Annotated in this window: 19 protein-coding genes and 1 pseudogene; 12 read left to right on the top strand and 8 right to left on the bottom strand. The window is 73.1% G+C overall.

All coding sequences use genetic code 11. The features are described 5' to 3' along the window. Positions 1-51 precede the first annotated feature (51 nt). Positions 52-576, top strand: coding sequence for a GNAT family N-acetyltransferase (locus ACWDX7_RS13795; protein ID WP_451491582.1), 525 nt, complete (start codon positions 52-54; stop codon positions 574-576). Between the two features lie 91 nt (positions 577-667). Here the strand turns inward: ACWDX7_RS13795 and ACWDX7_RS13790 are convergent, their stop codons facing one another. After that, a complete protein-coding gene (locus tag ACWDX7_RS13790; protein ID WP_451750517.1) occupies positions 668-907 on the bottom strand; it encodes a chaplin in 240 nt (79 codons plus the stop codon). A 300-nt stretch (positions 908-1,207) separates the two neighbouring features. Here ACWDX7_RS13790 and ACWDX7_RS13785 point away from each other — a divergent pair, with 300 nt between their 5' ends. The 4 genes from ACWDX7_RS13785 to ACWDX7_RS13770 all read left to right on the top strand — a co-directional run bounded on the left by ACWDX7_RS13785 (position 1,208) and on the right by ACWDX7_RS13770 (position 5,949). Beyond that, a complete protein-coding gene (locus ACWDX7_RS13785) occupies positions 1,208-2,503 on the top strand; it encodes a DUF2254 domain-containing protein (RefSeq protein WP_451491584.1) in 1,296 nt (431 codons plus the stop codon). Positions 2,504-2,707: 204 nt separating this feature from the next. Further along, positions 2,708-4,273: an alpha/beta hydrolase gene (locus ACWDX7_RS13780; protein WP_451491585.1), complete on the top strand. Its 1,566-nt coding sequence runs from the start codon at positions 2,708-2,710 to the stop codon at positions 4,271-4,273. A 252-nt stretch (positions 4,274-4,525) separates the two neighbouring features. After that, a complete protein-coding gene (locus tag ACWDX7_RS13775; RefSeq protein ID WP_451491586.1) occupies positions 4,526-5,224 on the top strand; it encodes a dioxygenase family protein in 699 nt (232 codons plus the stop codon). Between the two features lie 239 nt (positions 5,225-5,463). Further along, complete coding sequence (locus ACWDX7_RS13770) at positions 5,464-5,949, top strand: allene oxide cyclase barrel-like domain-containing protein (RefSeq protein ID WP_451491587.1); 486 nt, start codon at positions 5,464-5,466, stop codon at positions 5,947-5,949. A gap of 187 nt (positions 5,950-6,136) precedes the next feature. Here ACWDX7_RS13770 and ACWDX7_RS13765 read toward each other — a convergent pair whose 3' ends face one another. Then, a complete protein-coding gene (locus ACWDX7_RS13765) occupies positions 6,137-7,468 on the bottom strand; it encodes a hypothetical protein (protein WP_451491588.1) in 1,332 nt (443 codons plus the stop codon). Between the two features lie 683 nt (positions 7,469-8,151). On the opposite strand from ACWDX7_RS13765, the gene fusA reads away from it, so the two are divergent. The 6 genes from fusA to ACWDX7_RS13735 all read left to right on the top strand — a co-directional run bounded on the left by fusA (position 8,152) and on the right by ACWDX7_RS13735 (position 16,831). Further along, a complete protein-coding gene (gene fusA / locus ACWDX7_RS13760; protein ID WP_451491589.1) occupies positions 8,152-10,233 on the top strand; it encodes an elongation factor G in 2,082 nt (693 codons plus the stop codon). 168 nt (positions 10,234-10,401) lie between these two features. Beyond that, complete coding sequence (locus tag ACWDX7_RS13755) at positions 10,402-11,424, top strand: SDR family NAD(P)-dependent oxidoreductase (protein ID WP_451491590.1); 1,023 nt, start codon at positions 10,402-10,404, stop codon at positions 11,422-11,424. A gap of 74 nt (positions 11,425-11,498) precedes the next feature. Next, positions 11,499-11,981 carry an SRPBCC family protein gene (locus tag ACWDX7_RS13750; protein ID WP_451491591.1) on the top strand — a complete coding sequence of 161 codons (483 nt, stop codon included), beginning with the start codon at positions 11,499-11,501 and terminating at the stop codon, positions 11,979-11,981. After that, complete coding sequence (locus tag ACWDX7_RS13745) at positions 11,978-13,558, top strand: phytoene desaturase family protein (protein ID WP_451491592.1); 1,581 nt, start codon at positions 11,978-11,980, stop codon at positions 13,556-13,558. The genes ACWDX7_RS13750 and ACWDX7_RS13745 overlap by 4 nt, the downstream gene beginning before the upstream one ends. 187 nt (positions 13,559-13,745) lie before the next feature. Then, positions 13,746-15,428, top strand: coding sequence for an SDR family oxidoreductase (locus tag ACWDX7_RS13740; protein WP_451491593.1), 1,683 nt, complete (start codon positions 13,746-13,748; stop codon positions 15,426-15,428). Positions 15,429-15,448: 20 nt separating this feature from the next. Continuing rightward, entirely contained in the window at positions 15,449-16,831 is a 1,383-nt protein-coding gene (locus ACWDX7_RS13735; RefSeq protein WP_451491594.1) for a cryptochrome/photolyase family protein, read from the top strand. Positions 16,832-16,962: 131 nt separating this feature from the next. On the opposite strand, the pseudogene ACWDX7_RS13730 reads toward ACWDX7_RS13735, so the two are convergent. The 6 genes and pseudogenes from ACWDX7_RS13730 to ACWDX7_RS13705 all read right to left on the bottom strand — a co-directional run. Beyond that, positions 16,963-17,730 (bottom strand): annotated as a pseudogene (locus tag ACWDX7_RS13730) (IclR family transcriptional regulator domain-containing protein); the annotation flags it as partial. 869 nt (positions 17,731-18,599) lie between these two features. Further along, positions 18,600-19,178, bottom strand: a complete 579-nt coding sequence (locus ACWDX7_RS13725) for an RNA polymerase sigma factor (protein WP_451491595.1) — start codon at positions 19,176-19,178, stop codon at positions 18,600-18,602. A gap of 356 nt (positions 19,179-19,534) precedes the next feature. After that, positions 19,535-20,203, bottom strand: a complete 669-nt coding sequence (locus ACWDX7_RS13720) for a maltokinase N-terminal cap-like domain-containing protein (RefSeq protein ID WP_451491596.1) — start codon at positions 20,201-20,203, stop codon at positions 19,535-19,537. A gap of 94 nt (positions 20,204-20,297) precedes the next feature. Further along, entirely contained in the window at positions 20,298-21,281 is a 984-nt protein-coding gene (gene bla, locus ACWDX7_RS13715) for a class A beta-lactamase (RefSeq protein ID WP_451491597.1), read from the bottom strand. 129 nt (positions 21,282-21,410) lie between these two features. Next, a complete protein-coding gene (locus tag ACWDX7_RS13710; RefSeq protein ID WP_451491598.1) occupies positions 21,411-21,614 on the bottom strand; it encodes a hypothetical protein in 204 nt (67 codons plus the stop codon). 26 nt (positions 21,615-21,640) lie between these two features. Further along, positions 21,641-22,426 carry a DeoR/GlpR family DNA-binding transcription regulator gene (locus ACWDX7_RS13705; protein WP_451491599.1) on the bottom strand — a complete coding sequence of 262 codons (786 nt, stop codon included), beginning with the start codon at positions 22,424-22,426 and terminating at the stop codon, positions 21,641-21,643. Positions 22,427-22,649: 223 nt separating this feature from the next. Between ACWDX7_RS13705 and ACWDX7_RS13700 the strand changes: the two genes are divergently transcribed. Beyond that, a complete protein-coding gene (locus tag ACWDX7_RS13700; protein ID WP_451491600.1) occupies positions 22,650-24,743 on the top strand; it encodes a SpoIIE family protein phosphatase in 2,094 nt (697 codons plus the stop codon). Positions 24,744-25,088 lie beyond the last annotated feature (345 nt).

Raw genomic sequence — 25,088 nt, 5'->3', positions numbered from 1 at the left:
GGACCGGAAGCGACCCGTCGGCCGGACGGCCCGGCTGTTAGGGTCCGGCGTATGCCCGAACTCGTCGCCCCCACCCCCCGGCTCCACTCCTCGTGGCTCGCCTCACGCGCGGAGTGGGGTGCCGATGCCCACATGGACGGCGCCGGCCTCGGCTCCGACGACGACGTGGACAGCCCGGAGGGCTTCGCCGCCTGGGTGGAACGTCTGCGGGGCTACGGGGACCGTACGCGGCCGGTGGAGCAGGGGCGGGTTCACGCGACGTACTGGTGGATCGCCGAGGGGGACACGTATCTGGGGGCCATCGACCTGCGGCACTACCTGAACGCGCTCCTGCTCGACGCGGGCGGCCACATCGGCTACAGCATCCGGCCCTCGGCGCGCCGGCGCGGCCTGGCCACCTGGGCGCTGGCGGCGGTCCTGCACGAGGCCCGGATCATGGGAATGGACAGGGTGCTGCTGACCTGCACCCCGGACAACGCGGCATCGGTGCGCACGATCGAGCGCTGCGGCGGCGTACTGGAGGACACCCGCGAGACCCTGATCGGTCGCAAGCGGCGGTACTGGATCGACCTCTAGGCCCAAGCCCTGGTCCGGGCTTCCGTGGCTCCGCCCGGGGGAAGGCCTCGTCCCGGCCAGGCCGTGGTCCGGGACGAGGCGGGCCTCAGCCTCAGGCGTTGACGCAGACGTTGCCGGTGGCCGGGTTGGCGGCCCCGATCAGGCTCACACTGTTCCCGCAGAGGTTGACCGGAAGGTGAATCGGGACCTGGACCAGGTTGCCCGACAGGACACCCGGGGAGTGGGCCGCGACCCCGACGGCGCGGGCGTCCGCGGACGCCGCAGAAGCTCCGCCCATGACCGCCAGGGCGACCGCCATGGCAAGACCGGCACTCTTCCAAACACGCGACACGTGGCATCTCCTCGCATTACGGCAGCGGCAGTGAAGCACCGCGCGGCCCCGGAAGGGGCCGCCAGCCCTTTCCTTCGGCAGCCGGGGCGAAAAGGTTCGCCCCGGACGGGAGGGTTCGCCCGAAGGCGTGCTCCCGACTCCTCTGTTCGGAGGTATCCCGGCTGTGCGGAGTTGCCGGGTGGGCGGTTCACAGGGCTCTGGACGCGCAGTAGCCGGAGCCGCGCAAGAAACACCGTCCCCGGACAACCCGGCTGGTTCCCCAGGAGGAGGACCAGTAGCCGTCCTCGCTATTGTCCCCTCATGAACGTTTTGCCCGGATTCAGGAAACCGTGGCGGTTGCTGAGGATGAGGGAGCATCTGCGGGACACCCTGTGGTTCGCTCCCGCCGCCGGGCTGGTCTTGACATGCCTGCTGTGGAATACCGCCCGGGTAGCGGACGAGGAACTGGTCACCGCTCTGGTGGATGCCGGGATCAGCGTGCGGGACTTCACGGAGGACGCCAAGGCGATCGTCACAACGGTCAGCCAGGCGATGATGACTTTCCTCGGGGTGGTGTTCAGCATCTCCCTGGTGGCGCTCCAGATGACGAGCGGTCAGCTGACGCCCCGGGTGGTCCGCATCTTCGTCCGCAGCCGGATCACCAAACTGACGCTGACGGTCTTCTTGTCGACCTTCGTCTTCTCGCTGCTGGTCCTCACCTCGTACAACGACACGGTGGCACCCGGCCGTGGCACGCCGGTGCCACTCCTGCAGTCATTGGTCACACTCCTGATGGTCGGCTTGAGTCTGCTGCTGTTCATCGCGTATGTGACGTCCACGGTCCGGCTGATGCAGGTGGGGCCGGTCGTCGACCGCATCACACGGGAAGCACTGCGCGCAGTTGCCCGGCACGCGGTCGCGGAAGTCGGGCCGGTTGAGCTGCCGGCGCAGACCGGGGTGCTCCAGCACCGGGGGCGGGCCGGGGTGCTGCGCGAGGTGGACGTGGAGCGGCTGGTCGGGCTGGCCCGCCGGCACAACGTGGTCCTGCGGGTCATCCTGCGTGTCGGGGACTACGTCATGCCCGGCACCGTGCTGCTGGCGGTGCACGGCGGCCGCTGGCCGGCCCCGTCGGCAACCACGGGATCGGTGGTATGGGTGGGGAGCGACCGCGGTGCGCAGCGGGACCTGGGTTTCGGGCTGAGGCAGCTGGCCGACATCGCCCTGCGGGCCTTGTCCCCGGCCGTCAACGACCCCACGACCGCGGTGCAGTGTCTGGACCGCATCGTGCACCTCCTGGCAGCACTGGGCACCCGCCCTTTGGGTCCCGTACTCCACCGCGACCGCGCCGGCCAGGTACGGCTCGTCCAGGCCGGACCGGAGTGGACGGACCTCGTCGATCTCGGCCTGACCGAAATCCGTGCCGCGGCCGCCGCCCAGGCACAAGTCACACGCCGCATGCTCGCCGGCATCGACGACCTCCTCCCGCTCGTGCCCCACGAGCGGCGAGAACCGCTGCTCCGGCACAGGGCCCTGCTGGAACTCTCCGTGCACCAGGCCCTCTCCGATCCGGCCGACAGCGCCTTCGCCCTGCGGAGCGACCGGCAGGGCATCGGGTAGAAGGTCAACTCCGCTAAGCCGGCAGACCGATGCACCACCAGTGCTCGCCTCTCAACGCCGTTCAGCCGTGTGGGTGCTCCGGGCAGGCGTCCGGCAGGCGGCGGCCGTAGCGTCGCCGTGGACCAACCATGCCTGGGCCGGGGCAAGTGACCGGACGCATGGTGTACCCGGCTGTTGCATCCGGCTCATGGAATGGCACCGCTCATGCGCGCGAAGCTCATCGTGACCAGCACGCTCCTGGCGGGCGCCGTGGCGGCCGGCTGCGGCAGCGGCGGCGGGCAGACGGTCAGTGGCGCTGCGGCCGCGCGGATGGACCTGCGCACGTTCTACGAGCAGGACGTCACCTGGCGCGCGTGCCCCGCCGGGGATGTCCCCGCCGACGCCCCCAAGGGATTGCAGTGCGCGACGGTGCGCGTGCCCTTGGACTACAGCCGGCCGGGCGGCCGCATGATCGAAGTCGCCGTCAACCGGCTGCCCGCCACGGAGCCGGGCAGGCGCGTCGGGTCACTGCTGACCAATCCCGGCGGCCCGGGCGGGTCGGGCCTGGGGTACGTGTACGACAGCGCCACGGAGTTCTCCCCCGCGGTGCGGGCCCGGTACGACATCGTGGGGATGGACCCTCGCGGGGTGGGAAAGAGCTCGCCGGTGCGGTGTCTGACCGCGCAGGAAGAGGCCCGCCTGGACAAGGCGGCGGACGCTGATGTGCGGACGATCGGGCGGGGGTACGCCAAGGCGTGCGCGGCGCAGGCGGGTGACCTGCTGCCCTTCGTCGGCACCGACAGCGTGGCTCGCGATCTGGATGTGGTGCGGGCCGTCCTCGGTGACGAGAAGCTGGCGTACTACGGGCTGTCGTACGGGACGCTGCTCGGCCAGTTCTATGCCCAGCAATTCCCCGGCCGCACCGGGCGGATGGTCCTGGACTCGGTCGTCGATCCCAGCGTATGGCCCGCTGACACCGCGGCCGAAGGGGCGGCGTTCGACACGGCGCTGGGCGTGTTCGTCCAGAGCTGCCTGGACAGCGGCGACTGCCCCATGGGCGGCGGGCGAGCCGAGGTCACCAAGAGGATCGACGACCTGATCACACGGCTGAACCAGCAGCCGGTCAAAGCCGCCGACGGCGCAGTCATCACCGGCTGGGATCTGGCCGGGGGGCTGAACCAGACGCTGTTCGCCGAAGAGCTGTGGGTGGCCGCGCAGGAAGCCCTCGGGGCCGCTTTTCAGGGCGACACCACGCCGTTGGCCGCCTACCTGCGCCTCATCACCGGGGACGCTACGGGTGCTTCCTCCGACATGGGCGGGGGTTTCGCGGTGCGCTGCCTGCACCTGCGCGCGGATCAGCGCACTGCGTCGGCCGTCGAGGAGACGGCCGACGAGGTCGACAAGGCCGCCCCCGTCTTCGGCCGGATGATGATGATCGGCCGGTACGCGTGCACCGACTGGCCTGCCAAACCCCTGCCCAACGCCGGACGCGCACTGAAAGCAGAAGGCGCGCCCGAGATCCTGCTCGTGCAGAACTCCTTCGACGCCGCCACCCCCGCGCAGTGGGCCCGTAGCGTCGAAGGCCAGCTCGACAGGGCCCGCCTGATCACCAACGCCTCCGGCGGCCACGGCTTCTACACCAAAGGCCCCTGCACCAGGAAGGCAGTCGACGACTACCTTCTGAACGGCACCCTGCCCGCCCACGGAACCGTCTGCCACGACAGGGCCCCCGGCATCACAACCACGAGCCCGAGCCCCAGTGCCAGTGCCAGTGCCGTACCGGCCGACTGAACGTACAGGGGTGCAGCCCGCCAACTTCCGCACTGACCTCCGCGGCGCGCCTGCACGGGCTGCGGGCCAAGCTTGGAGGTGGCAGGTGGCAGGTGGCAGGTGCCGAGTGTGGGTGCTGCCGAGTGTGGGTGGTCCCGTCAACCAGTCAGCCTCTGCACGCCGTGTCGATGACCACCGGACCCTGCGGGTTGGGGCACGGTTGCCGTGGCAACCGTGCAGCCCAGCACCCGAGATCATCCAAGGGATTCCCTCATGCCCGAAAACGCCCCCTCCCCCGCCAGCCGTCGCGCTGTCCTCCTGGCAGCGGGTACGGCCGGGATGGCCACACTGGCGTCAGCCTTCGCCGCCTCCGCGACCGGCCACGGCCCCGAACAGACCGCGGCCCACTCGAATCCTCTGCCCCAAGCGACCACCCCGGCCTGCGTCCTGACCACCGAGTGGGGCGCCGGCCCCTACTACCTCGACCTGGACCGGGTGCGCTCCGACATCACGGAAGACCGCGAGGGCATCCCCTTCCGCCTCGACCTCACCATCGTCCGCAGCTCCCAGGGCTGCCGGCCGCTGGAAGGAGCCGCCGTGGACGTCTGGCAGGCCGACGCGGCAGGTGACTACTCCAGCAACGGCGCCACCTTCCTGCGCGGCACCCAGATGACCGACAGCGCCGGCCGGTGTACCTTCCGCACCATCGTGCCCGGCTGGTACGCCGAACTCGCCCCCCACATCCACTTCAAGGTCCGGCCCGACAACCACACGGAAACCTCCTCTCAGCTCTTCTTCCCCGAAGACCTGCTCAAGGAGCTGTACACACGCCAGCCCTACGCGCAGCGGCAAGTCCCGGAACAGCCCAACGCCCGTGACGACCGCTACCGGTCCTCCGGCGCCTCTCTGACCCTCTCGCTCACCCCCGACGGTGACGGATACCGCGCCGCGTACACGGTGGGAATCGCCTGAGCACAGTGCGCGGCACGCTCCTGAAAGGGACCTGGCGGCTGGCCGGTCCGCACACCGCGTGTTCGACGGCGGCCGCTGGCCGGGCCATCGGCCAGGGGAGTCATTGCGCGGCACCGACGGGTGACAGTCGGCCTGCCGAACAACGAAAGCCACCCCAAGCGGTGCACGGTGGGACTGCGGATCGCCAGCCTCCCAGGGCGATCTGGTCACCCCTACTGCCCCCACGCACTGGAGGCCCGATGCCCCACTACCGCTCCCACCGTGTTCTCGCCGCCACCGCCGCCGTCTGCGCAGTTCTGGCCACAAGCGCCTTCACATCCCCGTCCCCCAGCCAGCCGGCCCGCTCCGACAAAAGACTGCACTGGATCGGAGTGGAGGAGACCAGCACCCAGACTCCCACCGCGCGGGTGGGCGACATCTGGTCCGTCTACCGCACCCTGTACGAGGCCAAGGACGGCAAGCCGGGTCGCAGGATCGGCGAGTCCAGCTCACAGTGCAGCGTCGTCCACGTCACCGCGAATGAGCTCGTCTCCCACTGCCATGGCGTCGCCCAGACCCGTGAGGGCAGCATCAACATCGGATCCATGCAGACACGCACCGGCCCCGGCCCGCACTCCTGGACCGCGGCGGTACTGGGCGGAACCGGTGCCTATCGAGGTGCCACCGGGGAAGCAACCCTCACCCGACATGACAAGTACACGCTCTTCGACATCGATCTCGACTGAAGCACCGGCGTGCATGATCCGTCCCCCGGGGAGCGCGCGGAGGGGCCCTGGCCTCCCCCCGGCCAGGGCATGTGACTCAGCCCCGGAGCCACACGCCTCCCGAACTCCTCGACCAACGACTCCCCCACGAAGTTGTCGTAGCCCATCGGGTGCGGGCCCGGGGAGGGGGGCTTACCCAGGGTGCGGGTCAGCGCCGGCTGGGTGTGGGGGTGCGGTGCAGGAACTCCAGCCGTTGTTGTGCCAGTTTCAGGTGGCGCGGATCGAGGGACGGCAGGGCACGCAGGAGGCTGATGAGTTCCGGACCCGCCTCGATGGCGGCGGCCCGGTCCTTGAGCCGGCTCCAGCAGTACAGGGCGCCGGCCGCCGCGGCCTGGACCTCCGGTGCGTCCGGGGGCTGCTGGGCGAGCCGGGTACGGCCCGCACCGGTCCACAGCCGGGTCGCGAGCCGGAAATCGCCCGCCATCCGTGCGAGGTCGGCGCGGATCTCCAGCCACTGGGTCGCCGCCGGTGAGGTGTACCCGTAGGTCTGCAGGACGTGCTGCTCCCACGCCTGCGCGAGCGTGGCCGCCTCCACGTGCCGGCCGGAGACGGCCAGCGCGTGGATGCGCGGACGCGGATCGTGGGCCGCGGCGCCGGCCGGCGTCGGCGGCCGGGCCGGGACCTGCTGCCTCGGCGGCGGGTGGAGCGGTGGGGCCTGTCCGGACCCGCCGGCCGGCGAGAGCGGCGCGGCCGCCGGAGTCCGCGGCGGGAACCAGGAGCCGTGGCCGCCGGTGGTTGCGGCCGCCGGGCCGGTGTCTTTCCCGGTCGCCGGGGAGAAGGACCGCCCCGGCCCGGCGGGCGCGCCCAGCTCGCGGGCCGTCGGCAGGACCATCGCGCCCGGGGGCAGCGCCGCGGCTCCCACCGCCAGGGCGTGCAGCTGCAAGCCGGGGGGCCGGCCGGGGCTGCGGCGGAGCTGGTCGATCCACTGCCGCGTATAGGGGCTGACGCCGTCGCCTCCGCCGGCGAAGGCGGGCGGGGAGACGACTCCGTACACCTCCGCGCAGGGGGAGGCCGGCAGGCTGCCGTACTCCTGTAGCACCGGCCACGCGGTACTGTCCGCGACCAGATCGAGCAGGAGCACGGTGGGGAGGCCGGCCGGGCGGCCGCGCAGTTCGGCGCCCAGCCATTCCCAGGGCAGTGCCGTGTAGCGGACCGTGCCCGGCGTCGTCCCCGCCAGGGCGAAATGGAGCTGCCTGCCCCGGCGGTCGGCCGTCAGCCGGCCGGAGAGGTAGACCAGCAGCGGGCCCGGCGTGGCCGCCGCCGTGCGCAGCCGGGTCAGCACGGTGTTCGGGTCCCGCGCCCCGTCGAGATACGTGGTGTCGGAGGGCAGCTCGCTGTTCAACAGCATCGAGACGGGCACCATCCCCAGCGCGGCCAGGTTGGCACTCGGCGCCACCTGAACGGTGCGGCGGCGCACCGCGACATCCCCGGCCAGGAGAAGCGCGTGCCCCCGCTGAGGCTCCAGCCCGATGTTCTGCATGACCGAACCGTACTCACTCCCTCCGCCCGGGAAGCAGCCCCTCTCCCCACCCGCGCCGGGGGTTGCGGAAGCGGACGGCGGGACGGAACTGCGGCGGGGAACAGAGCCCGCCGGGCTGCGGAACCGATGGCTCCACCGATCCGCCCACCGTGGGCCGGAGTCGGGGTCGGTTCCGCTCCTCCTCGGCGCGGCCTCCCGTCAGCCGCCCCCGGGCCACCAGACGGACAGTCAGGCACCTTCTGCTCGTGCCGTCTTCGACCTGGCAGACGGAAAACCGCGTGCCCCCGGACGACCGCGCTCATAGACTCGGCGGGCACGCTGCCGACCGGGCACCGCGCATCTCATGCCGAGTGAAGAGAAGGGGAACGGGCCATGCGCGTCCACCGCACCGCCGCCTTCGTTCCCCCGTCCCGGTACGACGTGATCCCGGTGTCTCACCGCGGGCGGTGCCGGCTGCGCGGCCGGCACCGTGTCCCCGTGACGCACCTTTAGGTCTCCCCTTCCCGCTCCCGTACGCCACCCGCCCGGGCTTCTGCCGCCCAGGGCGGGGCTGTCGGCGACCGCGTGTGCCCGCTGCTCCGAGCAGAGGCCGGCGCCGTCCCGGCCGGGCCCACGGGCGGGGGGGGGCCGCCGTCCCGGGAATCGCGCTGCCCTCTTCCTCAGCACGTGAAAGGCCACGGGCCATGCGCACCACCGACCGACCCCTCGTCACCAGTTCCCCCACCACCACCCCCACCACCGTCCGCAATCTGGGCATCCTCGCCCATGTCGACGCGGGGAAGACCACGATCACCGAACGCATCCTGTTCGCGACGGGCGCCATCCACCGGCGGGGCGAGGTCCACGACGGAACGACCGTCACCGACTTCGACACCCAGGAACGCGACCGCGGCATCACCATCTTCGCCGCCGCCGTCAGCTGCTCCTGGCACGGGCATCGCGTCAACCTGATCGACACCCCCGGCCACGTCGACTTCGCCGACGAGGTCGAGCGGTCCCTGCGGGTGCTCGACGGGGCGGTCGCGGTGTTCGACGCCGTCGCGGGCGTCGAACTCCAGAGCGAGTCCGTGTGGCGCCAGGCCGACCGGCACCAGGTGCCGCGGATCGCCTTCGTCAACAAGCTGGACCGTGCGGGCGCCGATCTCGACACGGCCGTCGCCTCGATCCGGGAGCGGCTGGGCGCCGTCCCCCTCGTGGTCCAGCTGCCCATCGGGCGGGAGGACGCTTTCACCGGCGTCGTGGACCTGCTGACGATGCGTTCGCTGCTCTGGCCCGCCGGCTGCGACACGTACGAGACCGGGCCGGTGCCGGAGCCGCTGCGGCAAGAGGCGGAGCGGCGCCGCCGGCTCCTGGAGGAGGCGGTGGCCGAGCTCCATCCGGACGCGCTGGAGGAGTTCTGCGCGACGGCGGCGCTCAGTGAGCGGACTCTGGTGCGCGCTCTGCGGGAGCTGACCCTGCGCGGGGAGGGCCTGGTGGTGCTGTGCGGCTCGGCGTATCGCAACCGCGGGATCGAGCCGCTGCTGGACGCGGTCGTCGCGTACCTGCCGTCGCCCGCCGACATGCCTCCGGTACGGGGCGTGGACCGCGGCGCGGAGCAGGAGCGCGCCCCGGACCCGGCGGAGCCCTTCGCGGCCCTCGCCTTCAAAGTGACGGCGACGGCGACCGGGCGGCTCACCTACCTGCGGGTCTACGCGGGCACCCTGCGCAAGGGGGCATGCGTACTGGACGCCGGCACGGGCCGTACGGAACGGGTCGGCCGGATCCTGCGGGTGCAGGCCGACCGGCACGAGGAACGGGAGGAGGCGGTCGCCGGTGACATCGTCGCCGTGGTCGGGCTGAAGGCGGCCCGGGCGGGCACGACCCTGTGCGCGCCGACTGCCCCGTTGCTGCTGGAGCCCCCGTCGGTGGCCGAACCGGTGGTGTCGGTGGCGGTCGAGGCCCGCCGCAGCGGTGACACGGGCCGGCTCGCGTCGGCGCTGGCGCGGCTGGCCGAGGAGGACCCCTCGCTGACGGTGCGGTCCGACGCGGAGACCGGCCAGACGGTGCTGTCGGGGATGGGCGAACTCCACCTGGAGGTGGCGGTGGAGAAGATCCGGCGCGCCCAGGGGCTGGAGGTCGTCGTCGGCCGGCCGCAGGTCTCCTACCGGGAGACCGTCGTACGCGGCGTGACCGGCCTCGTCTACCGCCATGTCAAACAGGACGGTGGCGCCGGGCAGTTCGCTCACGTGGTCCTCGACGTCGAACCGCTGGCGGAGGGGGGCTTCGAGTTCCGGTCGGCGGTGGTCGGCGGCCGCGTGCCGCAGGAGTACGCACGCGCGGTGGAGGCCGGCTGCCGCGACGCCCTCGCCGAGGGCCCGCTCGGCGGTTTCCCGGTGACCGGGCTGCGGGTGACGCTCACCGACGGGGCGACCCACTCCAAGGACTCCTCGGAGCCGGCGTTCCGGGCGGCGGGCCGGTTCGCGCTGCGCGAGGCGCTCCGCGCCAGCACCGTCGAGCTCCTGGAGCCGGTCGTGGAGGTCAGGGTGACCGTCCCGGAAGACGGTGTCGGGCCCGTTCTCGGTGATCTCGCGGCCCGCCGCGGCCGGGTGTCGGGGTCTACGGCCCAGGCCGGGACCGCGGTGATCACGGCAGCCGTGCCGCTGGCCGAGCTGTTCGGCTACGCGTCCCGGCTGCGCGGCCGGACCCAGGGCCGGGGGACCTTCACGGCCCGGCCGACGGGCCTCGCCCCCGTACCGCCCTCGGTGGCGGGCGCGCTGCTGGCCTAGCCGGGGCAGCGGCTGTTCCTCGGCTGACGCGCTGCCGTCCGAGAGCCGGGGAGAGGACGTACTCGCTCCGCCCCGTACGCCGGGGCGGAGCGGTCGTGGCGCCCGGGCCGGGAGACAGTCGGTCCCGCGCGCAGGCATGAAGTCGGGAATCCAGGTGAGACGCCACGCATGAGGATGCGAGGGCGGGTCGTCGTGATCACGGGCGCGTCGAGCGGGATCGGCCGTGCCACCGCACTGGCGTGTGCGCGGCGCGGGGCGAAGGTGGTCCTGGCGGCCCGCAGCGAGGAGTCGCTGCGGGCCGTCGCCGCCCAGTGCGACGCCGCCCACCGCCAGGCCGAGGGTTTCGCCGTGCCCACCGATGTGACCGATGCCGCGGCCGTGGACGCACTCGCCGAGGCGGCTGTCTCGCGGTACGGCAGGATCGACGTCTGGGTGAACGCGGCGGCCGTGGGCATCTTCGGCCGCTTCGACCAGACGCCCCCCGCCGACCTGCGCCGCCTGCTCGACGTCAACCTGATGGGCGCCGTGTACGGGGCGCGCGCGGCCGTTCCCGTCATGCGCCGCCAGCGGCGGTCCCTGCTCATCGACGTCTCGTCCATGCTGGGCGGCGTCGTGCAGGCTCCGTACATGTCGGGCTACGTGATGTCGAAGGCGGCCCTGACCACCTTCGACCACGTACTGCGCCAGGAACTGTCCCTGACCGGCGCGCGGGGCATCACGGTGTGCACGCTGCTTCCGGGCGCGGTGGACACCCCCTTCTTCCACAACGCGGCCAACCACACCGGCCGGCGCCTGCGTTCCATGCCCCCGGTCGCCACTCCGGAACGGGTCGCCCGCGCCGTCGTCGGCACGGTCCGCCGCCCGAGGCGGCGCGTACTGGTCGGCCCGTACACGGGCTTGCTGGCGCTCGCCCACGCGCTGGCCCCCGGGCTCGTCCGAAGGGTCGTCACCTGGCGCACCGACCACGCGTACTTCGGCGCACCGGGCACCGCACCGCAGACCACCGGGACGCTGTACGCGCCGACCGCGCGGAACGCGGCGGTGCGGGGCGGACGCGGAAGCGGCTGGCGCACGGCTCTGCGCCGTGGCGCGGCCGCGGCCGTGGCGGGGGGCGCAACAGCGCTTCTGGTACGGGCGGCCCCCGGATGCCCCCGGGCTCCCGCGCCGCCGCACGGCACGCGCCGCGGCTGACGCGCCCCGGAACCGTCCGTCGAGGCCGCACAACAGATCCCATCGAGTACAGGACCGCTGACAGGGAGATTCTCATGGCAGAGCGCCACCGGCTCATCCGCCGCCCGCCCGCTGACGTGTGGGCGGTGCTGAGCGACGGCCGCCGGTACGCCGACTGGGTGGTCGGGACCCATGCCTCGTGGGAGGACGACGGGGGCTGGCCACGGGAGGGGTCCGCCTTGAAGTACCAGCTGAAGTTCGGCCCGTGGACCTATACAGGCCGTACCATCGTGCGCATCCTGGAGCCGGGCCGGCGCCTGGAGCTCGAAGCCTTGAGCGGAAAGGCCGGCAGCGCCCGGATCGCCATCGAGGTGAAGCCCTGGGGCGAGGACACCCTCGTCATCGTCGACGAGCACCCCTTGCGCGGACCGGCGGCCACCTTCCACACCGCCGCGTTCGACGCGCTCCTCCAGCTGCGGCACCGCAACATGCTGTCGCGTCTCGCCCACGTCGTGGAATCGGGGCACCCGGTCGAATCGGGGCACGCGGTGGAGTCGGGGGAAGGGCAGCTCCCGTGACGGCGCCTGACGCCGTCGTGATCGGGGCCGGTCCGAACGGTCTGGTGGCCGCCAACCTCCTGTGCGACGCGGGCTGGCAGGTCGTCGTCCTGGAAGCCCGGGACGAGCCGGGAGGAGCGGTACGCAGTGACCGGGGCCTCGACCCGGACTTCGTCCACGACCTGTTCAGCGCCTTCTACCCGCTGGCCGCGGCCTCGCCGGTCATCCGGCGGCTCCGCCTGGAGGACGAGGGGCTGCGGTGGAGCCGCTCCCCCGCCGTCGTCGCCCACCCGCTGCCGGACGGCCGGTGCGCGGTCCTCGCCGCCGATCCACGGGACACGGCCGCCTCGGTCGGGCGTTTCGCCCCGGGTGACGGCGCGGCGTGGGAGCGCCTGTACCGGCTCTGGCAGCGGATCGGCGACGACCTGACCGGGTGTCTGTTCACGCCCTTCCCGCCCGTCCGGCCGGGCCTGCGGCTCGCGGCCCGGCTGCGGGCCGCCGAAGGACTGCGGCTCGCGCGGACGATGCTGCTGCCCGCGCGCCGGTTCGGCGAGGAGCAGTTCGCCGGTGAGGGTGCCCGCCTGCTCGTCGCGGGCAACGCGCTCCACGCGGACCTCGGTCCGGAATCCGCCCTCGGCGGCGGCTTCGGCTGGCTCATGTGCATGCTGGGCCAGGAACACGGCTTCCCCGTGCCCGTCGGCGGCGCCGGGCAGCTCTCCGCGGCGCTCGTCCGGCGGCTGGAGGCCCGCGGCGGCGTCCTGCACTGCGGGCGGGCGGTGACCCGGGTGGTGGTCCGGGACGGGCGTGCGGTCGCGGTGCGCACGCAGGACGGCGCCGAGATCCCGGTACGCCGGGCCGTACTGGCCGACGTACCGGCTCCGCTCCTGTACGAGTGCCTCGTCGGGGAGGAGCACCTGCCGCCCTTGCTCCGCGGGGACCTGCGGCGCTTCCAGTGGGACCTGGCGACCGTCAAGATCGACTGGGCCCTTTCGCGCCCGATCCCCTGGCACGCCGAGGGCGCGCACGGTGCCGGGACCCTTCACCTGGCGGACGGGATGGACCATCTGACGCGGTTCGCCGGGCAGCTGGCCATGAGCAGGGTGCCCGACGCGCCCTTCGTCATCCTCGGCCAGATGACGACGGCCGACCCGAGCCGTTCGCCTGCCGGTACCGAATCCGCCTGGTGCTATACGCACGTGCCGCAGCGGGTCCTCGGCGACGCCGGTGAGGACGGCATCACCGGGCTGTGGGACGAGCGGGAGAAGGAAGCGATCGCCGCCCGGGTGGAGTCCCGGATCGAGCGGCTCGCCCCCGGCTTCCGCAGCGCGATCCGTGCGCGGCGCGTGCTCGCCCCGCCCGATCTGGAACGGCTCAACCCCGCTCTCGTCGGCGGCGCGGTCAACCAGGGCACGACCAGCCTGCACCAGCAGTTGCTGCTGCGTCCGGTTCCCGGTAGCGGCCGGCCGCGGACGCCCGTACGCGGCCTCTACCTGGCCTCCGCGTCGGCGCACCCGGGAGGCGGCGTCCACGGGGCGCCGGGGGCGAACGCCGCGCGTACGGCCCTGCGCTCGCTGCGGCCGCCGCGCCGGCGGCCGTGAGGCGGTGGACGGCCGGGGCCCGCCCGCGCGCGGCTCCGTACCTCGGTCCGTCCGTCCGCCCGTCCGCCCGAGCAGGACGCGGGTGTCGCGTTCGCGCACCTGCGGCCGCGCCTGTACCAATGACACCGAGGGCCGCTTCGCGAGCCTTCCCGGAGTCCCGGCGGGGCCAAGAGGAGCGGAGACAGCCATGACGGGCCTGCACTGCCTGGTCACCGGAGCCACCGGCTACATCGGCGGCCGGCTGGTGCCCGAGCTGCTGGAAGCCGGGCACCGCGTCCGCTGCCTGGCCCGCTCGCCCGAGAAGCTGCGCGACCATCCCTGGGCCGGTCGCGCCGAGGTCGTCCGCGGCGACGCCACCGACCCACGGTCCGTGGCGGAGGCCCTGCGCGGCATCGACGTCGCCTACTACCTCGTCCACGCCCTCGGCGGCGGCTCCGGTTTCGAGGCACGCGATCGCACCGCCGCCCGCGTCTTCGCCGAACAGGCCCACGCCGCCGGGGTCCGCCGCATCGTCTACCTCGGCGGACTCACCCCCGCCGGCATCCCCGTCCGGGACCTCTCCCCGCACCTGCGCTCCCGCGCCGAGGTCGGCGAGATCTTCCTCGCCGGGGCCGTGCCGGCCACCGTCCTGCGCGCGGCCGTCATCATCGGCTCCGGCTCCGCCTCCTTCGAGATGCTGCGCTACCTCACCGAACGCCTGCCCGTCATGATCACGCCCAGCTGGGTCGGCACCCGCTGCCAGCCCATCGCCGTCCGGGACGTGCTGCGCTACCTGGTCGGGAGCGCGGCCATGGGTCCCGAGGTCGACCGGGCCTTCGACATCGGCGGGCCGGACGTGCTCACGTACGAGGAGATGATGCGCAAGTACGCCGTCGTCGCGCGGCTGCCGCACCGGCTCATCCTGCGCGTCCCGATGCTCACCCCGAGGCTGTCCAGCCTCTGGATCGGCCTGGTCACCCCCGTACCGCGCTCCCTGGCCAGACCGCTCGCGGAATCACTGCGGCACGAAGTGGTCTGTGCGGAGCACGACATCGCTCGCTACGTCCCCGACCCGCCCGGCGCGCCCCTCGGCTTCGACCAGGCCCTCACGCTCGCCCTGCAGCGGGTGCGGGAGGCCGAGGTGACCACCCGCTGGTCCTCGGCCTCCCTCCCGGGGGCGCCCAGCGACCCGCTGCCCACGGACCCCGACTGGGCGGGCGGCAGCCTGTACACCGACCGGCGCGCACGGACCGTCGACGCGTCGCCGGCCGCCCTGTGGCAGGTGGTGGAGGGCATCGGCGGGGACCACGGCTGGTACTCCTTCCCGCTGGCCTGGGCCGTGCGCGGCTGGCTCGACCGGCTGGTCGGCGGTGTCGGCATCCGCCGGGGCCGCCGGGACGCGGCGCGGCTGCGGGTGGGCGATTCGCTGGACTTCTGGCGGGTGGAGGAGATCGAACCGGGCCGCATGCTGCGCCTGCGCGCCGAAATGCGGCTGCCGGGCCTCGCCTGGCTGGAGATGTGCGCGGACCCGGTGGCGGACCCGGACCCCGGCCGGGACAGTGACCCCGGCGCGGGCCGGGAGCACGGCGCGGGCAGGGAGCACGGCGGCGGTCCGGAGCCCGTTTCCGCCCCAGCCATCCGCGCCGCCGCCGAGCCCCGTCCCCGCGTGCGCTACCGGCAGCGGGCGCTGTTCCACCCCCACGGACTGCTCGGGCATCTGTACTGGTGGAGCGTGTCGCCCTTCCACGCCGTGGTCTTCGGCGGCATGGCCCGCAACATCGCGCGCGCCGCCGAACGCCTGGACCAGGAGGCCGGCGCGCGCTCGGCGGCGCCATCCGCCCGGGGCCGGTCCGCCGAGGTACCCGCCGCCCCTCGTCCCCCGCGGACCTGAACGCCATGGAGCGGCACATCATGAACGTCGCGGTGGTCCTCTACACCTCCGACCTGCGCCTGCACGACCATCCGCCGCTGCGCGCGGCGCTGGCCTCCTGCGAGGCAGTGGTCCCGCTCTTCGTCCGCGACCGGGCCATCTCGGCCGCCGGCTTCGCACCGCCCAACCGGCAGGCCTTCCTGGCCGACTGCCTGACCGATCTCGACACCGGGCTGCGCTCGCGCGGCGGCCGGCTCGTCATCCGCTCCGGCGACGCCGTCACCGAAGTGTGCTCCCTCGTACGGGAGACCGGCGCGCGCGAGGTGCACATGGCCGCCGGGGTCAGCGCGTACGCCCATGCCCGCGAGGACCGGCTGCGCGCCGCCCTCGAAGCCGCCGGCGCCCGCCTTTACGTGCACGAGGCGGTGGTCACCGTCGTCGCCCCGGGGACCGTCCACCCGGCCGCCTCCGGCCACTTCGCCGTCTTCACCCCCTACCTCCGCCGCTGGGCCGCCGAGCCGCTGCGCGCCGCCGCCCCCGCCCCCCGGACGGTCCGCGTCCCCGACGGCGTCGGCTCGGAACCGCTGCCCGCGCGCGCCGCCGTCCCCGGAACCTCCCCGGGCCTCCCGCGAGGCGGCGAGATCCGAGCCCGCCGCCTCCTGGCGGGCTGGCTCGGTTCGGGTGTCACCGACTACGAGGAGACCCACGACGACCTGGCGGGCGACGCCACCTCCCGCCTCTCCCCGTACCTGCACTTCGGCGCCCTGTCGCCCACCGAGGCGGTCCTCGGCGCCCGCGCGGTCGGCGGGGGCGGCGCCGATGCCTTCGTACGGCAGTTGTGCTGGCGCGACTTCCACTACCAGGTGCTCGCCGCCCGGCCGGAGACGGCCGCGAGGGACTACCGCCCCCGCCACGACCGGTGGCGCACCGGCCCCGAGGCCGAGGAGGACATCGAGGCCTGGAAGGACGGCCGCACCGGCTACCCCGTGGTCGACGCGGCCATGCGCCAGCTGCGGCACGAGGGCTGGATGCACAACAGGGGCCGCATGCTGGCGGCGAGCTTCCTGACCAAGACCCTGTACGTCGACTGGCGCACCGGCGCCCGCCACTTCCTGGACCTCCTCGTAGACGGTGACGTGGCGAACAACCAGCTCAACTGGCAGTGGGTGGCCGGCACCGGCACCGACACGCGCCCCAACCGGGTCCTCAATCCGGTCCGGCAGGGCCTGCGGTACGACCCGCTGGGCCGCTACGTGCACCGCTGGGTGCCCGAGCTGGCCGCGCTCGCCGCCCCGCGCGTCCACGAGCCGTGGCGGCTGCCGGCGGCGGAGCGCGCGCGGTACGACTACCCGGAGCCGATCGTGGACCTCGCCCACGGGCTCGACCGCTTCCGGCAGGGCCGGGCAGGCGGTGCCTGGACCTAGCCGGTCGTGGTCAGGATGCCGCTCCCGGGTCCGGCGGCGCCGGTTCGCGGGGGCTCGTCCCGCTGCGCCGTGCCCGTGGTGACGGATCCTTCCTTGCAGCCTTCCTTGCGCGGTGCGCCCGGGCTGCCGGCGACGACGAGTGCGAGCAGGACGGCGGCGGCCTCGCTCTGCAGGATCCGGGCGGCCTGCTTGAGGCGGTGGGGGTCGGGGGCCGGGATGGACAGGGCCAGGCATTGCGCGTTCGGACCGGCGGTGATCGGGACCGCCGCGCACACCGTGCCCAGCGCGTACTCCTGGAGGTCCAGCAGCGGCGCGTTGGGCCGGCGTTCATCGAGTTGGTGGAAGAGGACCTGCTGACTGGTGATGGTGTGGGAGGTGAGGCGGGCGGTCCGGTGGCGGGACAAGTGGTCCCTGCGGCCGTCGTAGTCCAGCTGGGTCAGGAGCGCCTTGCCGACGGCGGATGCGTGGGCCGCGGCGCGGAAGTCCACCCATTCCTCCACCAGCGGTGTCGCCGGCCCGTCGGCGTACTGGGTGATCGAGACCTCTCCGTCGGTGTACCGGGCGACGTAGACGGCGGCGCCGACCGCGTCCCTCACCCAGGCGAGGGCTTCGTGGAGCTGCCCTCGCCCGTGCTCGTTCACCGCTTCGGTCAGGAGCAGGGCGGTGCCGGCGACGTAGGCCTCCGGCCCGGTCGCCGCGGCCAGTTCGGCCCGGATCAGCTGCTCCATCACCCGGGCCAGCACCAGCTGCGGCAGTTTCGTCTCACGGGCGATCTGCGTGAGGCTCACCCCGCCCGAGTGGCGGTTGATGATCTCCAGTACGCGCAAGGCGTGGTGTACGGATTCCAGGGCGGCCGGGGCCGGCTGCCCCTCGGGCGACCTGCGGGCCGCCTGGGTCAGCTGAGGGGCCTTGAGTGCTTTGAGCGCCCATGCGTTGGCCTCCTCCGTCAGGTTCAGGGGGCTGAGCCGTGCGTGCTGGGCGACGGCGACCGCGACCTGCGGGCCGGGGCAGAAGACCTCTCCCACATCCGGGTCCGCCGCCGAGAGCCGCGCGGTGACGGCTCGGTGCAGCCGGGCGGGAAGCCGGTAGCCGGTGCGTCCGGACCGGCCGGGGCCGCCCGTGAGGGTGGTGAGGTCCTGGGTGGTGAGGGGCGGGGTGGTCCAGATGACGGAGGCGCCGAGGGCGTCTTCGAGGTCGGCCGGGATCTCCGGCAGGGCCGGCAGGTCGTCATCCGGGGGGAGCGTCCGGGCCTGGCGGTTCCAGTGCCGGGCGGTGGAGATCTCCGCGCGGGCGAGATGGTGGAGGTACAGGCAGCGGGCGGCGGTTTGGGAATCGGCTCCGGCCGCGTACTGGAACCAGAACTGCGCGCTCTCCATCTTCCCGGCGAGGTGCAGCAGACTGGCGAACAGCAACGCCGACGGCATGCTGTGGGGCCACGAACCCGCCGCCAGGGCGCGCCGGGCGAAGGCCCTGCTCTCCACCAGGCACCTGGCCGTGTCGTCCAGGCTCCTGGCCGCGCGTACGTGGCACGCGGCGTCCAGCACCAGCCGATCGGAGACGGCCGGCACTCTCTGGCCCGGCACCGGCAGCCCGGTCCGTGCGGCGGTGGTCGTCGCCGAGCGGGCGCGGTCGGCCACGACGCGGCGGGCGATCCGGCGGCGGGCCGCGTACTCGTCGTATCCGGCGTACTCCTCCGCCAGCACCGTCGCCTCCTGCAGCGCCGCGTCCAGCCCGCACAGCGGCATGTCGCCCTCGCGTGTCATGTCGCTCACTGGTCCTTCTCCTCTCCGGGGATCCAGTCCACCCCGAGCTTGCGGGACAGGGTGCGGCGTGCGCCGCGGACGTGCGAGCGGACCGTCGCCGGGGCGATCCCCATCATCCGGGCGACCGTGTCGTAGTCGTTGCCCAGCAGGAAGGCCAGCAGCACCACGTCGTAGTGCCGCTCGGACAGCTCCGCGATCGCCGCGTACAGGCCGAGCTTCGACTCCAGCAGCTCCAGGCGTTCCCGTGAGGACCGGCGCAGCGCCGCGAACCACGCCGTCTCCACCATGGCCACCGGCCGGTCCAGCACCGTCAGCCTCCGGTCGACGTGCTCGCGCAGGGCGGCCCAGGCGAAGGCGTGCAGGCTCTCCTCCCGCAGGGCGTGGGGCCAGACCTTCAGCAGGAAGGTAAAGACGTCGTCGACGGCCTCCTCGGCGTCCCGGGGCGTGCCCAGTTGCAAGTGGGCGTAGCGCAAGTAGGCGCGGTGGTGCTGGGAGTGGAAGGCCGTGAAGTCCACGGGCAGGACGCCCGCCAGTTCGCTGGAGACCGCCTGGTCCCCCGACGGGTCGAACTCTCCTTCGCTCATGCGCTCCCCCGCTGCTGCTGGGCGGACACGCGGAGCGCGGTGGTGACTATCAGCGCGAGGGCGACATGGTCGGCAAGGTTCACTTCGGCGAAAGACCTTCCCACTGGTGTGTGCGTACAGCGCTGCCTGCCCCGTGTCCGGCAGCCGTGGAGCGCCGAGCGCTCCTCAGCACCACCCCATCGGAAAAGGCGCCGCATCGTGCACACCGGTCACCGGAATTCTTGTGGAAGAGGCGCACTCGGTTTCTCGCGCGCCCCCTCACACCCGAACACACCAGGCCGGAAAGGACAGAAGGGACAGGGGGAAGGAGAGAGGGAAGGGAAGGGGCAGAAGGAGGAAGGGAGAGAGGGAGGCGGCTACTTGAGCACCGCGAAGGCGGCGCGGTGCCGCGTACCGTCCGCGGAGCTCCAGCCGGCTGCCACGTGCCCGTGCGTCCCGGCCGGTCCGGACGCGCCGTCGCCGTCCGGGTCCGGCCGCAGGACGCGTGTCACCGTGAGGGTGTGCGGGCCGTCCGGCGCCGCCGGGTCCAGGACGAGATCGGTGCCGTCCGGCCCGTTGCCGACGGCCGTGCATCCGGTGGAGGGCGACAGGCCCGCCCCGGCGAAGTGAGCGGTGACCGAGGGATCGGGGGTGTCACTCGTGCTCTGGTGCTGCGGTTCGGCGCGACCCTGGAGCAGCGCGAGCAACCGGCCGATGAGAACGGGGTCGTGGGCGCCGTCGTACACCCAGCGGCGTCCGAGCACGCCGTGCTCGGAGGTGCCGATCAGGGCGTGCTCCGCCGCGTCGAGGGGAGCTCCACGGTAGGTCACGGGTACGTGGTAGGCGACCGGTTGTGTGCCGGACCGGTCCTCGATCACCATGAACTCCATTCCCACCTCCCCCTCGGGGTCGTCGAGCCGGAAACCGCCGGCCCCGCTCAATTCGGGTGCGCTGCCGGCGCCGAGGTACCAGGGCTGCGTGGGGAGCCACGAGGCGAGGAGTTCGAGCTTGCCGGGGGTCATTGTGGTCGCGTGGATGACTGCCATGCCTGGTCAACCGCCGGGGCCGCCCGTGGATTCCGCAGCGCGGGGCCGGAGTTCCGGCCCCGCGCCGGCCACGACAGGGGTGGGGCAGACGAGGTCAGACCAGCGCCGCCGCCACGAGCCGGGAGGCTTCCGCGATCAGCGGGTCGTCCGCCTTCGCGTCGCGGACGTACTGGGTCGTCAGGATGGCCAGTACGATCGGCGGGCGGTGCGGGGGCCAGGCGATGCCCACGTTGTTATTGGTTCCGTACGATCCGCCACCGGTCTTGTCCGCGACGCTCCAGTCGGCCGGAAGGCCCTTGCGGAGCCTCTCGTCACTGGTGGTATTCGCCAGCAGCCACCCCGTCAGCCGGTCCCGGTCGCCCGCTTCCAGTACGTCTCCGAGGACGAGCCGGGCGTAGGTCTGGCCGATGGCGCGAGGATTCGTGGTGTCGGTCTCCCGTTCCGGTTCGGCGGAGTTCAGCTTCGGTTCCCACCGGTCGAGGCGGGTGGCACGGTCCCCGATCGAGCGGCAGAACGCGGTGATGGCCGTGGGACCGCCCAGCTCCCGCAGCAGGAGGTTCGCCGCGGTGTTGTCGCTGAAGGAGATGGCGGCGGAGCACAGTTCGCCGATGGTCATGCCGTGGGCGAGATTCTCGGGCAGGCTGGTCTGCGGGGAGTAGCCGGAGCGCTTGACGGTCTTGTCGCCGTACCGGATGCGCCGGGCGAGGTATTCGCCGTCGTGGTCGAGGTCGCGCAGGACGGCCGCGGCGGCGAGCGTCTTGAACACGGAGCACATCGGAAAGCGCTCGTCCGCCCGGTGGAGCACCGTGCGGCCGGTCGCCGTGTCCAGGGCGAACACTCCCAGGCGAGCGCCGTGGTCCCTTTCGAGCGCCGCCAGCCGGTCGGCGAGGTCGTCCGCGCCCGGCGCCGAGCCCGTAGCACCCGTGGAACGCGTAGAACCCGCCGATGCCGCCGATGCCGCCGATGCCGCCGACGCGGTGCCGGGTCCGGCGGCCGTCAGGGCCGCCGCCGCGCCGATGGCCAGGACGGCGCGGCGGGTGGGGGTTGCTCCTGCGGTCTCCAAAGTCCTTCTCCTCATCGTCAGAGCTCGTCTTACGGACGGAAGACGCACGCTACGGCCCGAACGGTTCGGTCGCTCCGTGGGTTTGTTGGGTTTCGTGGGTTGGGTGGGCTCGGTGGGATCAGATCGCTCAGATGACTCCGACGCCTACGGCAGCGAGCTCCGCGGCTCTCCGGCACGGCCGCCGGCCTCCCGTTCGTAAGCGGCGGCGAGTTCGGCGACGAGGTCGTCCCGGCCCGCGGCGACCGCCGCGTTGATCTTCGCCACGTAGGCGTCGTGGAGCGGATCGCCTTGCGCCGCGGGCGGCCGCGGCGCGGCTCCCGAGGGGGAAGGGTGGGGTACAGCAGGCACGGGATCACTCCGTACGAGGGGTCGGGTCAGGACAGGACGATGTCGACGCCGGCGTCGCGCAGGGCGGACAGCGTCTCCGGCCCGCTGGGGTGGGTACCGCCGTCGTCGGCCGCGGTGTCGGTGACGAAGGTGTCCACGGCTCCCAGTGGGGCGACCTTGCTGAAGGCGCGCACTCCGAGCTTGGTGGCATCGGCCACGGCGATGGTCCGCGAGGACTGGGCGAGGCCGGACTGCTTCACCGCGGCGTCGTCCAGGGAGAATTCCGACCATCCGTGCTGGGCCTGGACCCCTCCGATCGACATGAGGTACACGTCGAACGCCATGGCTTCCAGGGCCCGTGCGGTGAGGGGCCCGACCAGCGATCCTTCCCCGGCACGGGTTTGACCACCGATGACCAGCAGCCGGATCCCCGGCCGGTCGGCCAGCCGTACGGCGCATTGCAGACTGAGGACCGCCACCGTCAACGGTGCCCGGGCCACCAGGTGCTCGGCCGCCGCCAGGGTCGTGGTGCCCGCGTCGAGCAGTACGGTCGACCCGGGCTCCACCAGCTCCGCGACGGCGCGGCCCAGCCGGTCCTTGGTCGCCGCCTGCCACTCCACGCGGGCCGCGAATCCCGGCTCCTCCTCGCGCGACCGCGTGGCGACGGCGCCACCGCGTATCCGCTTCACCACGCCCTGGCGCTCCAGCTCGTCCAGATCGCGCCGCACCGTCATCTCCGACACGCCGAGCCGCTGCGCCAGCTCGGCCACGGAAACGCGGCCGGGGCCCTGCACCAGCCGCAGTGTGAGATCGAGACGATTCGCTACTCCCATACCCACTTTCTAACACAGAGCTGTTCGAATGAACAGGAAAATGTGAGATTACGGGCCGTGGGCAGCCTCCGGCGTGCCACTGCCCCGCGGCTCCGTGGTGCGGCTTTCGGGGCCGTCATGTCGACGTGACGGTGTCCTGGGCAGACGATGAGGGGGGCGTCGGTCGATCCGGCCCGGTGTGAGCGGGCCGCTCACACGCGGCGACTGTGCAGGAGGGCCAGGGATGGCGGATGCGGAGGCATGGCGAGCCGCGGCGGGGACACCGGTCGGGCCGGTGGATCCCTCGCTCGCGGCCGGCGGCCTGCTCGACGTACTGGGGGTGGCGGCGGTCGTCCTGGACGCCGAGGGCAGCATCCGGTTGTGGAGCCCGCAGGCTCAGCAGCTCTTCGGCTACACCTCCCGTGAGGCCCTGGGCCGCTACGCGGCCTCCCTGCTGGTCAGCGAGGAGCACCGCGATGTGGTGCTGAGGCTGTTCTCACGGGTGATGTCCGGCGGCGAGACGTGGGCGGGCGTGTTCCCGGTCCGCCACCGGGACGGCCGAACCGTGTCCGTGGAGTTCCGCAACATGCGGCTGGAGGCCGAGAACGGGCGCCTCTTCGCCCTCGGCCTGGCGTCCGAGGAGGCCACGCTGCGGCGCGTCGAGCGTGACCTCGCCCTCTCGATGCGCCTGGTGGACCAGTCCCCCATCGGCCTGGCGGTCCTGGACACGGACCTGCGCTACATCCTGGTCAACCCGGCTCTGGAACGCATCAACGGCGCGTCCGCCGCGCAGCACCTCGGCCACCGGATCGGCCATGTCCTGCCCTTCCTGGACAGCGCCGGCATCGAGGCGCAGATGCGGGAGGTCCTGACCACCGGTGAGCCGGCCCTGGACACGTTCACGACCGGTCGCACGCACGCGAGCTCCGAGCGGGACCACGCCTGGCTCGTTTCGCTGTACCGGCTTGAGGACCAGGCCCACCACGTCATCGGCGTGGCCGTCTCCGTCGTGGACGTCACCGAGCAGCACCACGCGGCCCTCTCCGCCGCCCAGGCGCGCCGGCGCCTGTCCCTGATCGCGGACGCCTCGGTGCGGATCGGCACCACGCTGGACCTGTACGTCACCGCCCGGGAGCTGTCCGACATCGCGGTCCCGGAAGTCGCCGACATCGCGGCCGTCGACGTCCTCGACACCGTCCTGGCCGGCCCGAGACCCGGCGAGAACACGGACGGCGGCGCCGTGCGCTTCCGTGCGCTCGCGGTCAAGGCGGCCTACCGCACACCCGCCGAGCAGGCCGCGGACCCGGTGGGCGAGGTGGCCATGTACGGACCGACGCGCCTGGTCACCCAGTGCGCCCGGTCGGCCGTACCCGTCCGCATCTCCCACGTACGGCCCGAGGACTTCCCCCGGATCGCCCGCGACGCCGAGGCCGCGCGGCTGCTCCTGGAAGCCGGCGTGCACTCGTACCTCGCCGTCCCCCTGATCGCGCGCGGGGAGGTCCTGGGAACCCTCGACCTCAAACGCGCCCGCAACCCGGCGCCCTTCAACCGCGACGACGTCCTGCTCGCCTCGGAACTGGCCGCGCGCGCCGCCGTCTGCATCGACAACGCGCGCTGGTACCAGAAGCAGCGCCAGTCCGCGGTGACCTTGCAGCGCCATCTCCTGCCGCAACAGCCGGCCACCACCGCCGGTATGGACATCGCCTTCCGCTACCAGCCGGCCACCGGGGACGACGAAGCCGGAGGCGACTGGTTCGACGTGATCCCCCTGGGCGGTGACCGCACGGTGCTGGTCGTCGGCGATGTGATGGGCAGCGGCATCAACGCCGCGGCCACCATGGGGCAGTTGCGCGCCACCGTCCGCGCCCTGGCCCGTCTCGACCTCGAACCGGCCACCGTCCTGACCCACCTCGACACCGCCACCGCCGACCTAGGCGACGCCATGGCCACCTGCGTGTACGCCCTGTACGATCCGCACACCCGCCACTGCCGGATCTCGTTGGCCGGTCACATGCCGCCCGTCCTCGTCCGCCCGGGCCACCACCCGCAGCTCCTGGACCTGCCCACCGGCACGCCGCTGGGCGTGGGCGGTCCGTTCACCACCACGACGCTCACCCTGGGCCTCGGCGACGACCTCGTCCTCTACACGGACGGCCTGATCGAAACCCGCGACCAGGACATCGACACGCGCCTGGAGACCCTCACCGACCTGCTGGCCGGGCCGAGCCGCACGCTCGAAGACACCTGCGACCTCCTGCTGGCCGCCCTGCGCCGCCCCGACACCCACGACGACGTAGCCCTCCTCGTCGCCCGTACGCACACCCTGGACGAGCGCTGACCCGCGGCTTACCCGCTACGGACCGACAACCGGCCTGTGTAAGACGGGCGGAGCCGGCCGCGCCCCGCCCGGCGGGCACGGGGGCAAGTGGTCCGCCGGGCGGGTGCGCAGGGCGCCGGTGACGTGCCGGGCCCACGGCCCTCGCCATACCGAGGGCCGTCCGGCCCGGGATCGCCGCGGGAGGCACCCCCGTGGCTGCCCGCTGTGCGATCCCGCCCGCGTCGCCGCCCGGACCGCGGGCCGCCGTTCGGCGCGTGTGCGCCCTCGGCGGGTGTGTTCCGGGCCGGCCGGACCACATCATGTCCGCGGGGCGAGTCCTGCGGCTATCCGTTTTCGGCGGGGCGC

It is taken from the genome of Streptomyces sp. NPDC003034 (genome assembly GCF_053591375.1).
Note: the sequence above shows the minus strand (reverse complement) of the source record. Positions and strands in the feature narration are given on the sequence as shown.